The following is a 14,436-nucleotide window of genomic DNA, read 5'->3' on the forward strand; positions in this document are numbered from 1 at the left end:
CCACAGGGGAAACGGGATTGAACTGTGGGAGCGAGCCTGCTCGCGAAGACGCCGGTGCGAACACTCTCAATGCCGGATCAGCTTGGCATGCAGTTGTCCCATGGCTATCGGATCCAGCTCTACCCAAACCTGCTGCTTGCCGGCAATCACCGCGGCCACTGGAATCCCATCGCGATACACCAGCCGATTGCTCACCAGCGCCGGCACTTTCACCCCGGGCAACAACGTCCCGGCCAGATTCAGCGGATCAACCCCACACACCGCCACCAGGCTGCCGTCCTGCGGGCGTCGGCGTACTTCGCGCAGCAAGGGAATGGCTTCGGGCAAGGCAAATTGCTCGCCAGCCAGACCACTGACAAACCGCCCGCCACGAATCTCGCCCCGCGCCTCCAGACGATGAAAGGTGCGCAGCAATTCCCGCCAGCTCGGCAGCCAGTCGGCTTCGCGTTCCAGCAAGCGCCAGAACACCACGCCGTAGCGGCGCAGCAGGGTCATGGCGACATGTTCGAGCGTCTCGGCGGTATCGGCTGACGAACCACGGCGCAGCAAAGCCCAGCGCCCTGCATCGTCCATACCGCCGATAAACGCGCCGCGTCCGCGTCGACTGCTGCGCTGCTGGCGCTTGCTTGCAGGAGTGATTAGCGCACGCAAGCCGGCGAAGCTGTCGGCGTTCACCAAACCTGCGGCGACCAGTTCCTGCAAGGCGATTTCCAGTTCGCTGCGCAGCAGGCGCGCTTCATGAATCAACTCATCGAAAAACAGCGCACCATGCTGACTCAGCGCCTCGAAGACTTTCTGTGTTTTCGGCGATAACTCACTCACTGGCGTCTGTTCCGCCAACGCACTCCACAAACCCACCTGGCTACGCGGCAGCAGCACAATCGGTGTACTGCGCAATGCCGAGCCGCTGACCTTCTGCCGCGCATTGATGCGCGTCCACACCAGTTTGCCGTTGCGGCACAGGTCGTCCAGCCAGCTCGGCGAGTAGTCCTTGAGGCGCGCCGGCAGGATGTCGCTGTCCCACGCCGAAGCTGCCGCCGGGTAGCCTTCGAACTGGCCGACAATCGCCGACAGCACCGCACTGCCCTGACCTTGGGTGGCCGGCGTCAGATGCTGCCAGTCGAACAGAAAACGCATGAAGTCCTGCAATGCCACCGGTTCGATTTCCCGGCGCAGGCGCTTGACCGTGTAGCGATGGATGCGCGCGAGCAGATGGCGTTCGCACCATTCTTCAATCGCGCTGTTCGGCGTGAACTGGCCGCGCAACACATAACCTTCACGCTCCAGTTGCGCGAGGGCCTGATTGACTTGCGCAACTGGCAGGGCGAGCGGCTCGGCAATGGCGGGCAACGGGATTGGCCCAAAGGCGCCGAGGCGGGCGCGGATCACTTCGACCAGCGCCTCATCGAATGCCCACGTGTCGTCGAAGCCGGGCAGCATCACCGCCTCAGTCAGCAACGTGGCCTGTGGATAAAGTGCTTGCAGGCAACTCAAGCGTTCGCGGGCCAGCCATAACTGATGCTCGGCGTCGATCTGCAACAGGCAGGCGCGGCCGCTGGCAATCAGCGTTTGCAGCCAGTCCGGCCAACCCGCGTTGGCGCGGGCTTCGGCGTCGCTGATGCAGGCGAGGCTCATCAGCGCTTCATGCATCTCATCCAGGGAGTTGGGCGACGGCCAGGCTTCTTCGCGCACTGCGGTGATCGCATCTGCATCGAGTGCGCCGAGATCATCGGTCGACTGCGGATCGCTCCAGCGTCGATTGATCACCGCTTGCGTGCGGCGTTCCTCCAGCGGCGCGTCGTCGAGAAACGTGTACGGCCGGGCGCTGAGAATTTCTGCCGCCAGCGGCGACGGCGCAGGCAGATCACGGGCGATCAAGCGCACCTCGCCACGCTCCATGCGCCGCAGCAGGGTCAGCCAGCCTTCGCTGTCCATCGCTTCGTGCAGGCAATCGTCGAGGGTCTGTTCCACCAACGGATGCTCGGGGACTTCGCGCTCGCCGGCGAGGTTTTCCAGGCAGGCGATCTGGTCGGGGAAGACGCTGGCGATGAGGTCTTCGCTCTTCATCCGTTGCAGTTGCGGAGCGACTTTGCGCCCGCCGGTGAAGCGCGGCAACGCCAGCGCCACCCCGGCATTCCAGCGCCAGCGCACGCCGAACAACGGCGCATCAAGCACCGCTTGAATGAGCGTGTGTTCAGCGCTGTTGCTGTGCAGGTAACGCCAGACCTCGTCGAGCTCAAAACTGTGACTGGTGGACAGCGACAGCACGATCGCGTCTTCGCTGGCGGCGGCCTGCAACTCGAAGTTGAAGGTGCGGCAGAAACGCTTGCGCAAGGCCAGGCCCCAGGCGCGGTTGATGCGGCTGCCGAACGGCGTGTGAATGATCAGTTGGGTGCCGCCGGACTCGTCGAAAAAACGCTCCATCAACAGCGTGTCCTGCGAGGGCAGGGCGCCGAGGGTTTGCCGTGCGCGCGCCAGATATTCGACCAATTGCTCGGCGCTGGCGAAGTTGAGGCCGAGTATGGTGGTCAGCCAGTCGAGCGCCGGTTGCAGATTCCCGGGGCTGGCGCTGAGCAATTCATCCAACTGCGCTTGCAGGCGCGCGACGGCCGCCGACAGTTCATCACTGCGCCCCGGCGCTTCGCCGAGCCAGAACGGAATGGTCGGCGGCATCCCCTGCGCATCCTCGACGCGCACTTTGCCGCTTTCCACCCGCAGGATGCGGTACGAGGTATTGCCGAGCTGGAACACGTCGCCGGCGATACTTTCCACGGCGAAGTCTTCGTTGACGCTGCCGATGTTCAAGCCCTGGGGTTCGAGCAGCACGCTGTAGTCGGCGTTGTCCGGAATCGTGCCGCCGCTGGTCACGGCGGTCAGTTGCGCGCCCCGCCGGCCACGCAAGGTGCGACTGACGGCGTCGCGGTGCAGGTAGGCGCTGCGGATGCCTTGGCGGCCGTTGTAACCCTCGGCGAGCATGCTCAGCAGGGCCTGATAGTGTTTTTCATCGAGGTCGCGATACGGCCAGGCTCGGCGGAACATCGCCAGCAATGCGTCCTCCGACCATTCCTGGCAACTGACCTCGGCAATGATCTGCTGCGCCAGCACGTCCAGCGGCTTTTCCGGAATGTGCAGCGTATCCAGCTCGCCCCGGCGCACGCAGTCGAGCAGGGCGGCGCACTCGATCAGGTCGTCGCGGGTGGTGGCGAACAAACGACCCTTGGGCGTGCCGCCGACCTGATGTCCGGAGCGACCGACCCGTTGCAGAAACGCAGCAATCGAACGCGGCGAACTGATCTGGCAGACCAGGTCGACTTCACCGATATCGATGCCCAGTTCCAGCGACGCGGTGGCGATCAGCACTTGCAGCTCGCCGCGCTTGAGCCGTTGTTCCGCATCGAGGCGAAACTCCTTGGCGAGACTGCCGTGGTGCGCCGCCACCGCCTGCTTGCCGAGGCGCTCGCTCAAATGGCGGCTGAGGCGCTCGGCAAGGCGTCGGGTGTTGACGAAAATCAGCGTGGTGCGGTGCTCGCGGGCGAGTTCGGCGAGGCGCTCATACACCAGTTCCCAGACATCATTGGCCATCACCGCCGACAGCGGCACCGGCGGCACTTCGATGCCCAAGTCTCGCGGTCGGGCGTGGCCTATGTCGACGATTTCGCAGGGGCGATCGTGACCGACCAGGAATTGCGCCACGGCTTCTACCGGCTTCTGCGTGGCGGACAGGCCGATGCGGGTCAGCGGTTCGGCGCAGAGTGCTTGCAAACGCTCGAGGCTCAAGGACAGATGACTGCCGCGCTTGCCAGCGGCCATCGCGTGGATCTCGTCAATGATCACCGTGCGCGTGGTGCCGAGCATCTTGCGTCCGGATTCCGAGCCAAGCAGCACGTACAGCGATTCCGGGGTGGTCACCAGAATATGCGGCGCGCTCTTGCGCATCGCGGCGCGGTCTTTTTGCGGCGTGTCGCCGGTGCGTACGGCGGTGGTGATGGTCAGCTCCGGCAGGCCCATTTCGCGCAATTGCGCAGTGATGCCGGCGAGCGGATTCTGCAGATTGATCTGAATGTCGTTGGACAGTGCCTTCAGCGGCGAGACATAGACCACCAGGGTTTCGGCGGGCAAACCATCGGGGTGTTCCAGACCTCGATGGACAAGCTCATCGAGCACGGCGAGGAACGCGGTCAGGGTTTTGCCCGAGCCAGTGGGCGCGGCGATCAGCGTCGAGCGGCGCTGGCGGATCAACGGCCACGCACGGGCCTGAGCGGTGGTGACCGCCGGGAAAGTCTTGTTGAACCAGGCGCTGACGGCGGGGTGAAAACCGGCCAGCGCACTGTTGGCGGGGAGGGGCAGATTCATGACTTAAGTTATGCGGGCGGGGGCGGGAAGATGCAAGTACCGTTCGGACGCCTTCGCGAGCAGGCTCGCTCCCACCTTGGAACCCGGTCCCCTGTGGGAGCGAGCCTGCTCGCGAAGGGGCCGGTCAGGACGCCGCAAATTCGCGGATCTACACTTTACGGATGACGGTTGCGCACTAAACCCGCAAAATGCAACGATTCCGGCAATTATCGACGACGGTTCCACGAGAACCGTCGCCAAAGCCATCGTTCCAATCAGACTGGGCCTGCTGACTCTATGCGAATGCGCCTTATGTTACTGGGCGGCGGAAATGCCCTTGGGCAGGCGCTGATTCGCCTCGGTGCGGAAGAAGACATCGGTTTCCTCGCCCCCCGCCCGCCCGAAAACGGCTGGGATGCCGCGAGCCTCACCCAACTGCTCGACGACACCCGTCCCGATGCGTTGATCAACCTCGCCTACTATTTCGACTGGTTCCAGGCCGAGAGCGTCAGCGAAAGCCGCATGAGCGGCCAGGAACGCGCCATCGAGCGTCTGGCCGAACTGTGCCAGCACCACAACATTGTCCTCGTGCAGCCGTCGAGCTATCGCGTGTTCGACGGCTCGCGGGCCACGGCCTACAGCGAGAAAGACGAACCGGTGCCGCTGGGCCTGCGCGGTCAGGCCTTGTGGCGCATCGAGCAAAGTGTGCGCGCGACCTGCCCGCAACATGTGCTGCTGCGTTTCGGCTGGCTGCTCGACGACAGTCCGGACGGCACCCTCGGACGCTTCCTCGCCCGTGCGGAACAACCCGAAGAGTTGTTGCTGGCCGATGATCGTCGCGGCAATCCGACTCCGGTCGATGACGCCGCGCGAGTGATCATCTCCGTGCTCAAGCAACTCGACTGCGCCGCGCCGCTGTGGGGCACTTACCATTACGCCGGCCACGAAGCGACCACACCGCTGGCGCTGGGCCAGGCGATTCTCACCGAAGCACGCAGCCTGCATCCGCTGGCGATCGAAGCACCGACCGCGCAGGCCCACGCCGCGCGCCCGGACGCCGCCGAAGAACCGCAACACGCGGTGCTGGCCTGCAAGAAAATTCTCCACACTTTCGGGATCAAGCCGCGCGCCTGGCGTGCCGCGCTCCCGGGTCTACTGGACAGGTTCTATCGACATGGCTGAAGGAACGGTTCTAATCACTGGCGGAGCGGGATTCATCGGCTCGCACCTGACCGACGCCTTGCTCGCCAAGGGCTATGCGGTACGCGTGCTCGACGACCTGTCGACCGGCAAGCGCAGCAACCTGCCGCTGGACAATCCCAAGGTTGAACTGGTGGTCGGCGATGTCGCTGATGCCGCTTTGGTCGCCCGCACCATGCAAGGTTGCAACGCTGTCGCGCATCTGGCAGCCGTGGCCTCGGTGCAGGCCTCGGTGGACGATCCGGTGAAAACTCACCAGAGCAATTTCATCGGTACCCTGAATGTCTGCGAAGCCATGCGCCTGGCCGGGGTCAAGCGTGTGGTGTATGCCTCCAGCGCGGCGGTGTACGGCAACAATGGCGAGGGCGAGTCGATTGATGAAGACACGCCAAAAGCACCGCTGACACCCTATGCCTCGGACAAACTGGCCGGTGAGCAGTACTTCGATTTCTACCGTCGCCAGCATGGCCTGGAACCGGCGATTTTCCGCTTCTTCAACATCTTCGGCCCTCGCCAGGATCCGTCCTCGCCGTATTCCGGGGTGATCAGCATCTTCAGCGAACGCGCGCAGAAAGGTTTACCGATCACCGTGTTTGGCGATGGCGAGCAGACTCGCGATTTCCTCTATGTCGGTGATCTGGTCGACTTGCTGGTGCAGGCGCTGGAAATGCCTGAAGTGCAGGAAGGCGCGGTCAATGTTGGCTGGAATCAGGCGATGAGCCTGAAGCAGATGCTCGAAGCGTTGAAATCGGTAATCGGTGAGTTGCCGCCCGTGAGTTACGGGCCGGCGCGTTCGGGTGATATCCGCCATTCGCGAGCGGATAACCGACGCTTGCTGCAGCGCTTCGAAATGCCGCCGCAGACGCCGATGAATGTGGGCTTGGCGCGCTTGCTCGGGCGCGGATGAAACAAGCTTCGGACATGAAAAAGGCGCCCTTCATAAGGCGCCTTTTTCACGGCCGGAATATCGCTATCCCTGTGGCGAGGGAACGTTGTCCCCCGATCGACTGCGTACGGTCTTCGTCAGGTCTGTGCCTGCCCGCCACCAAGCCTCATTCACCACCACGTGAACGTTCAGTAAAAAATCGACTTAGAACTTATAGCCCAAACCGACCATGTAGATGAACGGATCGACATCCACATTCACCCGTGCACGGGTGCCCGGCGCGACGGCGTTGTTCTCGACGGTCGCGCGGGTGTCGATATCGATGTAGCGCACCTGGGCGTTGAGCATGATGTTGTCGGTGATCATGTAGTCGGCGCCGACCTGCCAGGCCAGGCCCCAGGAGTTTTTCGCCTTGAAGTTGCTGAAACCGTTGGCGCTGGCTTCGCTGCCGACGTGTTCGTCGTAGATCCAGGTGTAGTTGATGCCACCACCCACATACGGCTGGAAGGCCGATTTCGAATCCAGCGGGTAGTAGACCACGCTGAGGGTCGGCGGCAGGTGTTTCAAGGTGCCGAGCTTGCCGTTGGCGGCGGGCAGGGCGGTGCCCTTGAGCTTGACGTCATGCTCGAACGGCGTGGCTGCCAGCAGCTCGATACCGATGTTGTTGGTGAGCATGTAGGCGAAGTTCAGACCCAGTTGGGTGTCGCTGCTCATGGTCGCCTTGCCGCCCAGATTGGTGCCGCTCAGCGGACCCTGATCGACCTTGACGCTGGAGCTGTCGGCCTTCGGGTTGACGGTGATCGCACCGGCGCGCACGAGGATGTCACCGGCTTCGTGGGCGTGGGCGAGCGGGGCTGCGAGCGCGAGGGCAAACAGCGGGGCGCTGAGCAAGGACTTGTTCATGGGGGCTCCGAAAGGACATAAAAATTCGATGTCCTAGGGTACGAAGCCGTCTGATACGGTGTTTTGACTCAGCTCAATGAAACAGTGAAGGGGCGGGGTTTTGTGGAACCTTTGAGGGCCTATTCGCGAGCAGGCTCGCTCCCACCTTGGAATGTGATCACCTGTGGGAGCGAGCCTGCTAGCGAAGACGATAGACCAGCCAATACAAAACTACCGGGAATTACTCCGGCAGCTCATACGCATAAATCTTCTCCGCCTCCATCTGATACCCGGCATCGGCCAGTTCACTGCTCGAGGCTTTCACCTGCAAAGGTCCTTCAACCCAATACGGCTGATACAGCTCATCGAGCTTCACGCCCAGTTCGCTTTTCACATGGACGATCTGGTTCGACGGCGGTGGCGGTACGTGGATGCAGGCGCCGAAATACGGCACCAGCAAAAAGTCGGTGGTGCGCCCCTCTTCGCTGACTTCCAGCGGCACGATGTAACCGGGCAGGCGAATGTTCTGCCCGTCGAGGCTCTTCACGACCGGCGCATTCGGCATATCCTGCTTGGCCGCTGGTGCGGACTCGGCAGAGAGTGCGTCGCCCATTTTCGACAGGTCGTGCAGCGGGGTCATGTTGGGTACTTCCGGCGCGGCGTCCGGCGGGATCATTTCCGACCAGGTCAGGTCTTTCGGCGCCGCCGCCCACACGGGCAGGGCGACCAGCATCAGCAGCGCAAGCAGGGCGCGGGGCATGGTGAACATCCTCATAAACGGATCGACAGGCCATCGGCCAATGATTGGCGATACGCGCGCCAGGCCGGCACGCTGCCCATCAGCAGCGCGGCCGCCAGAATGCCACCGAGCAGCGTCCATTCATACTCGCTCGGCCATGCCAGTGGCAGGTACAAACCGTAATTGGCCTGCACGTAGCCTTGCGCAGCAGCGATGCCGATGTACAGCAACGCGAGCCCGGCAATCACCCCGGTCAGCGCCAACGCAAAGGCTTCCAGCACCAGCAGACTCGCGATGTGCCAAGGGCGCGCGCCCACCGAACGCAGAATCGCCATCTCGCGGCGGCGCTCGTTGAGGCTTGTGAGAATCGCCGTGAGCATGCCGATCAGCCCGGTCAGCACAACGAACAGCGAGACCACGAACAAGGCTTTCTCGGCCGTGCTCATCAGGCTCCACAATTCCTGCAAGGCCACGCCCGGCAGGATCGCCAGCATCGGTTCGCCACGGTACTCGTTGATCTCGCGCTGCAAGGCGAAGGTGGAAATCTTGCTGTTGAGGCCGAGCATGAACGCGGTGATCGCTTGCGGGGTCAGGTCCATGTTGCGCGCCTGATCAGCGCTGATCCGCCCGTTGCCGCGCGCCGGCACACCGTTGTGCCAGTCAATGTGAATTGCCTCCATGCCGCCGAGGCTGATGTGCAGCGTGCGGTCTACCGGCGTGCCGGTACGCTGGAGGATGCCGACCACGGTGAAGGGTTTGTCGTCATGCTTGACCAGGCTGATCGCCGCCACGCCGTGGGCCAGTACCAGTTTGTCGCCGAGCTTGTAGTGCAGCGCTTCGGCGACTTCGGCACCGAGCACCACTTCGAAAGGATCGGTGGCAAACGCGCGACCGTCGGCCAGCGCCAGGTGTTGCTGGCGCCCGTACTGGTAGTGCTCGAAGTAGGCTTCGGTGGTGCCCATCACGCGATAGCCGCGATGGGAATCGCCGAGGGACATGGGGATTGCCCACTTCACTTTCGGATTGTTGGCGAAGTGTTCGAAGCTGTCCCAACGAATGTTGTTGGTAGCGTTGCCGATGCGGAACACCGAATACAACAGCAGGTTTACCGACCCCGAACGAGCACCGACGATCAGGTCAGTGCCGCTGATGGTGCTGGCGAAACTGGCCTTGGCTTCGGTGCGCACGCGCTCGACGGCGAGCAGCAGGCACACCGACAGGGCAATGGCGAAGGCGGTGAGCAATGCGGTGAAACGGCGGTTGGCCAGGCTGGCCATGGCCAGACGAAACAGATACATCTCAGACCTCGGCGGACGTGGCGGCGCGATTGAGTTGGGCCAGGGACAGATGACGGTCGAACAGCGGCGCCAGGCTCTGGTCGTGGCTGACGAACAACAGACTCGATCCGGCCTCGCGGCACTCGGCAAACAACAGACGAATGAAGCTCTCGCGGGCGTCGTAATCCAGCGCCGAGGTCGGTTCGTCGGCGATCACCAGCTCCGGTTGGCCGATCAACGCGCGGGCGGCAGCGACCCGTTGTTGCTGGCCGATGGACAGCGAGTCGGCGCGGCGGCTGAGGATGCTTTCGTCTTTCAGACCCAAGTGCGCGAGCAACGTGGCGGCGGCTTGATCGACGCTGCCGTGGCGCTGTTTCGCCCGTTGCGCACGCAGTTTCGAGAAATGGCACGGCAACTCAACGTTCTCGCGCACCGAGAGAAACGGCAGCAGGTTGAATTGCTGGAAAATGTAGCCGGTGTGATCGACACGAAACGTATCGCGCTTGCCGGCAGACAGTTCGGTCAGCTCCTGGCCGAGCAGGCGAATGCTGCCGCGACCGGGCTTCTGCACTCCGCCGAGCAGGCCGAGCAGAGTGGTCTTGCCGCTGCCGCTGGGGCCTTTGAGAAACAGGGTTTCGCCGGCTTCCAGACGAAACGCCGGGATGTCCAGCAGCGGCGGGTGACCGGGCCAGTTGAAGCCAAGGTCGGAAAGTTCGATGAGTGCTTGGGTCATGGCACCGATTTCATGGTTGGAGACGGACCCCTGTAGGAGCTGCCGAAGGCTGCGATCTTTTGATCTTGATCTGCACAATCAAAAGATCGCAGCCTTCGGCAGCTCCTACAGGGGATCTTCATTCGCTTCAGAATTTCAGCGCAGCCGATTTTGCCGTCACTTCGGTACCTTGCTGGCCGGTCGCGCTGATCAGTTGTACCTGAATCTTCTGCGTCGCCGGGAAGGTCTTGAAGATGTTCGTCAGGTTCAGCGTGTTCAGTGCCCCCGGTGTGGCGCAGCTGAATTGGTAATGCGCATGGATTTCGCTGTGGTCGTGGTGATGCTCGTGACCGTCCTTGTCCGCTTCATCTTCGTCGTGATCGTCGGCGTCCGGTTTGTCGCCGAACAGCGGGCTTTCCAGTTCCTGACTGACCACCTTGCAGCCGGCCGCAGCGGGCAGGCTGAACAGAGCCAATGGTTTTTCCAGTTGCGCCCGAGCGGCAGCGACTTTGGCCTTGTCGGCATCCGACGTGGCGGCGTGTTCAAAACCGACCAGATTCATCGCCGGGCTTTCCAGCTCCAGCTCCAGGGTCTGACCATCGAGCGCGGCGTTCAGGCGACCCACACCATGTTCGTGAGCGCCGAGGCTGCCGTGCTCATGATCATGATCGTGCTCATCAACCGCATGGGCAGCGGCCAGCGGCAACAGGGCAAACGGCAAAGCGAGCAACAGACGACGCATGACGGACTCCGAGAAAAATGAAAAGTTTGTTATGTAATCTTATAACGAAAGTCCGCAGAGTGTGCCCGTGCGCTTGAGATTGCGCAAGACATGGCTAAGCACCGCCCGGGATGAGTTCGCGGGCGGTGCTGGGATTGGATGTCATGCTTGCAGAATCAGAAGCCTGCGCCGGGATAGTCGAACCAATAGTGTCCCGAAAGAACATCGTTGATCAGATTTGCGTCGAGCACGCTCGGCGCATCGCGACTGAAACGCTGTCGCCAAGCCGGAAGCCACCAGTAGTTGATGGCTGTTCCGCGCGGAAATACCACCAGAGTCAGCACCTCCTTATCCATTTTGCCCTGCGTGTAGAGTTGATGACTGCGATCCATCAGGGCCATGTACTGGTCGATTGGCAGTCTGAACATAAGTGCCATGGTGAAGATTTTTTCACTCTGACTGAACGCCGGACTCTGCAGTACCCGCAATGCTTCGCAAGTGTGTGAATTCGGTTGACTCGCTATGCTCTGGCCTTCGGGGGTTGAAAGTATGTCGAAACGATCATCCATGTCTCGCCAGTCGGTCCGGTTATTGCGCTCAAAGTAATCACGAATAACAAGGGTCAGTGGACCTGCAGTTTCCCCGTCAGCGGGACAAGCCGAAAGATCGGCAGGCAACCAGATGCGCCATGCCACGATGAGCAAAAACGGAATTATGAGGAGGAGCGAATAAGGGCGTTTCATTGTGGCGTGCTGTGTTTATAGCGTCGGAAAATAGTGAAGTCATGGTCGCTGGGATTTGCATTACCGGTCGCATGGCGAAAACCTGCGTCGTTAACTTCAACTTTTTCCCACCCTGCAGAAATGCATACGCCCTTCGTTAGAACGAAGCCGACATGGCCGCTGGCGTCGGAATAATTCATTGCGTAAGCGCCGACGTCCCCGGGCAACGGCGTGCGCTCGACTTTCCAGCTATTGAGCAATCGTTGTCCATTCGCCCATTCACCCGCAAGCGGAGGACTAACCTTGGAGAAATATGGCAGGTATTTCGATTTGCCATGTTCAATCAACGCCACGTTGACCCCAATTGCGGTCAGCACGTCGTAGACGAACAGATTGCATTTATTTGTGTTTGGTGGAAATTCCACGCTCTGCCTGAGAGTAGGGTGTGGCAGCGACTTTTTGCTTTTATTCCCTGCCCACTGTGTTGATCCCCGGTGTGACAGCGCCTCCATCAGTATCCTGCGCGGCATGTCCTGAATGACGACTTTCACCGTTCGGGTTTCATTTGTACGTTTCACACCATATTCGACTTCGTAGAACGCGTCGTTCGAGACAGCGCCGCTGGTCGTTAGCGGGACTTTTACCCACGGTGATATCGCTACGATCGAAAGAGACTTCCCTGGATTCAACGTAGCAGTGTGCATACCTTTTTTTGTACCGGAGTTCCCCACAATCTGAACCGTCACTTCGTGGGTGTCTCGGGTTTTGATCGACGGTAGTTCCTTGCCCGCGAGCGTTATAGCGATCTGGCCGTTTTTGGATATCAATGAATAAATGCGAGGCCTGTCATCGTTTTGAACGATGTTGTCATCTACGACCTGACCGTCGATAAGCAGCTGAAATTTTACGCCTGGCGGTGGCTGCATCAGAAAGTCTTTAAAGATGAGTTTGATTTCCGATTTCATGACAAATCCTGTGTCAGGGGCTCTTCATAGGCATAGAAAGTCCATTCGGAATCTTCCCCTACCAACAGGGTGTCGTAATCCGAAGCGTTTTTTACCGGGTGTTCGCAGCCTTCGCCTGTGAGGTTGCAAGTGCTGTCTTGTAAAACGGCAACCTTCGCCTTGTCCTTGATTTTGTAAGCCCAACCTGGCTTTTCCGTGTCATCAAGGCGTTCGATGATGACCTGCAAGTAGCGATAAGAGGTCAGGGCAGCAATCGGTGGCCCCATGTCAATTGGAGCGGGCCGGCCAATTCCTGCGAAACCACTGTGTTGCTGAGTGAGCAGCTTATTGGTCATGGGCGGACAACCGCAGGCGACGTAGTCACCCTCTAGCGCAGCTGGTCCGGCAGGTAAAATCAGCGTTCTTTCACCCACTGCTACGATGGGGCCTTTGCCAGGCCCACAGACCGGACAACTGGCGAGTTGTCCAATGGAAGCGATTATTCTTCCTTCGATATTGAGGTTCTCATTTCCTTCAAGTATCACGCCACCTGTAGAGGTCGGGCCTCCTTTAGAGGCCAGTTTTCGTCCTGAAGACATTGGGAATCCTTCCCGCAAAAAGAGATTAATTTAGCCGATTAACCGGGAATTACCAGATGTGTTTGGCGCCCTTTACTTGGCGTTGCACAAGTCCCGTGGGAGCATGCAGGTCAGAAAAGTGCAGGAGCGAACTTGATGTTGCGGATACGCGGAACGGTCGGCGAGGTGCCGGTGGATTTGACGGTGGAGCTGGATGACAGCGATTGGGCGAGGCTCGGTTCGGCGCTAAGCGGGCAGGCGCCGATTGCGCAGTCTGAGGCAGTGGCGTCGGCCCCGGCGGCGAAGCCGGTGAATCAGGATGATGCGCTGTGGCAGGTGGCCAAAGACGTGTTGCGCAACGCCGGGCAACTTAGCGGGCCGGATCTGCTCGATCAGTTGGAGGCGCTCACCGGCAGTGCGGCAGCGGGCAAGCGTTTGCTCGTGCGTTTGCGCCACAGTGCCGATGTGAAAGTGGCGAGCGGCGGGGATACGCCGCTCTATAGCTGGATCGGGTGAGGCCTTAATACAGCGCCGCAAACACTTTGCGACGGTAAGCCGTCACCAACGGATGATCATTGCCCAGCAGCTCGAACACCTGCAGCAAGGTCTTGTGCGGCAAGCCTTCGCCGTAGCTGCGGTTGCGGATGAACAATTTGAGCAAGGCGTCCAGCGCCGCTTCGTATTGCTGGCGCGCCAGTTGCTGGATCGCCAGTTGGTACACCGCTTCATCGTCCTGTGGATTTTGCGCCAGGCGGCTTTTCAGATCGGCGGCGTCCGGCAGGTCGCGGGCGAGGCCGAGGAACTGGATCTGCGCCTTGGCCCCGGCGAGTGCGGCTTTGTGCTCATCGCTCTTGACCGCGTCGAGCACGGTTTGCGCTTCGCCCAGCTCACCGCGCTCGGTCAGGCAGCGTGCGTAAAGGATCAGCGCTTTGGCGTTGGTATTGTCTTCATTGAGAATGGTCACCAGCACCGCTTCCGCCTCGGCGAAGTGGCCTTCGTCGAACATCGCCTGAGCCTGTTCGAACGGGTCGGCAGCGGCCGGTGGCGGCATCTGCACATGCGGTTCCAGCAGCGCGCGCACGGCGGATTCCGGTTGTGCCCCGGCAAAGCCGTCGACCGGCTGACCGTCCTTGAACAGCACCACGGTCGGCAGGCTGCGAATGCCGAAGCGGGCGACGATGTCCTGCTCGATGTCGCAGTTGACCTTGGCCAGCAGCAACTCGCCCTGATAGCTCTCGGCAATGCCCTGCAGCATCGGCATCAACGCCTTGCACGGCGCACACCATTCGGCCCAGAAATCCACCAGCACCGGTTTGTTGAAGGAGGCTTCGATCACCGACTGGTCGAAATCGGCAGTCGTGGCGTCGAAGATGTACGGCGTTTGCTGACTCATGGGGGATCTCGTCGAAGAAGCTTGGAATGGGGCAACTATACGGCTTGGTG

13 protein-coding genes are annotated in these 14,436 nt (G+C 61.0%); 3 read left to right on the forward strand and 10 right to left on the reverse strand.

The features are described from left to right. Positions 1-66 precede the first annotated feature (66 nt). A complete protein-coding gene (locus AC0IXA_RS19520; protein ID WP_471814352.1) occupies positions 67-4,353 on the reverse strand; it encodes a DEAD/DEAH box helicase in 4,287 nt (1,428 codons plus the stop codon). Positions 4,354-4,629: 276 nt separating this feature from the next. Between AC0IXA_RS19520 and AC0IXA_RS19525 the strand changes: the two genes are divergently transcribed. Together AC0IXA_RS19525 and AC0IXA_RS19530 are read left to right on the forward strand one after the other, a co-directional pair. After that, entirely contained in the window at positions 4,630-5,514 is an 885-nt protein-coding gene (locus AC0IXA_RS19525) for a sugar nucleotide-binding protein (RefSeq protein ID WP_038860943.1), read from the forward strand. Further along, the gene (locus tag AC0IXA_RS19530; RefSeq protein ID WP_341639278.1) at positions 5,507-6,439 is read left to right on the forward strand and encodes an NAD-dependent epimerase/dehydratase family protein; all 933 of its coding nucleotides are present in this window, start codon (positions 5,507-5,509) and stop codon (positions 6,437-6,439) included. Before AC0IXA_RS19525 ends, AC0IXA_RS19530 begins: the two co-directional genes overlap by 8 nt. A 183-nt stretch (positions 6,440-6,622) precedes the next feature. Here AC0IXA_RS19530 and AC0IXA_RS19535 read toward each other — a convergent pair whose 3' ends face one another. The 8 genes from AC0IXA_RS19535 to AC0IXA_RS19570 form a co-directional block, all read right to left on the reverse strand. Continuing rightward, the gene (locus AC0IXA_RS19535) at positions 6,623-7,321 is read right to left on the reverse strand and encodes an OmpW/AlkL family protein (RefSeq protein ID WP_024014503.1); all 699 of its coding nucleotides are present in this window, start codon (positions 7,319-7,321) and stop codon (positions 6,623-6,625) included. Positions 7,322-7,541: 220 nt separating this feature from the next. Next, positions 7,542-8,060: a DUF3299 domain-containing protein gene (locus tag AC0IXA_RS19540; RefSeq protein WP_024014502.1), complete on the reverse strand. Its 519-nt coding sequence runs from the start codon at positions 8,058-8,060 to the stop codon at positions 7,542-7,544. Positions 8,061-8,071: 11 nt separating this feature from the next. After that, positions 8,072-9,337, reverse strand: coding sequence for an ABC transporter permease (locus tag AC0IXA_RS19545; protein WP_071173729.1), 1,266 nt, complete (start codon positions 9,335-9,337; stop codon positions 8,072-8,074). Position 9,338: 1 nt separating this feature from the next. Further along, the gene (locus AC0IXA_RS19550) at positions 9,339-10,049 is read right to left on the reverse strand and encodes an ABC transporter ATP-binding protein (protein WP_471814353.1); all 711 of its coding nucleotides are present in this window, start codon (positions 10,047-10,049) and stop codon (positions 9,339-9,341) included. A 127-nt stretch (positions 10,050-10,176) separates the two neighbouring features. Continuing rightward, positions 10,177-10,770 carry a DUF2796 domain-containing protein gene (locus tag AC0IXA_RS19555; protein WP_133339259.1) on the reverse strand — a complete coding sequence of 198 codons (594 nt, stop codon included), beginning with the start codon at positions 10,768-10,770 and terminating at the stop codon, positions 10,177-10,179. Between the two features lie 155 nt (positions 10,771-10,925). Next, positions 10,926-11,492: a hypothetical protein gene (locus tag AC0IXA_RS19560; protein WP_038860944.1), complete on the reverse strand. Its 567-nt coding sequence runs from the start codon at positions 11,490-11,492 to the stop codon at positions 10,926-10,928. Further along, positions 11,489-12,436, reverse strand: a complete 948-nt coding sequence (locus tag AC0IXA_RS19565; protein WP_056790741.1) for a CHAP domain-containing protein — start codon at positions 12,434-12,436, stop codon at positions 11,489-11,491. Before AC0IXA_RS19565 ends, AC0IXA_RS19560 begins: the two co-directional genes overlap by 4 nt. Then, complete coding sequence (locus tag AC0IXA_RS19570; protein ID WP_225914395.1) at positions 12,433-13,014, reverse strand: PAAR domain-containing protein; 582 nt, start codon at positions 13,012-13,014, stop codon at positions 12,433-12,435. The genes AC0IXA_RS19565 and AC0IXA_RS19570 overlap by 4 nt, the downstream gene beginning before the upstream one ends. A gap of 135 nt (positions 13,015-13,149) precedes the next feature. Here AC0IXA_RS19570 and AC0IXA_RS19575 point away from each other — a divergent pair, with 135 nt between their 5' ends. Next, positions 13,150-13,509, forward strand: coding sequence for a hypothetical protein (locus AC0IXA_RS19575; protein WP_130902600.1), 360 nt, complete (start codon positions 13,150-13,152; stop codon positions 13,507-13,509). Positions 13,510-13,513: 4 nt separating this feature from the next. Here AC0IXA_RS19575 and trxA read toward each other — a convergent pair whose 3' ends face one another. Then, the gene (trxA, locus tag AC0IXA_RS19580) at positions 13,514-14,386 is read right to left on the reverse strand and encodes a thioredoxin (RefSeq protein WP_016772977.1); all 873 of its coding nucleotides are present in this window, start codon (positions 14,384-14,386) and stop codon (positions 13,514-13,516) included. Positions 14,387-14,436 lie beyond the last annotated feature (50 nt).

Source organism: Pseudomonas sp. AC083, assembly GCF_979253165.1.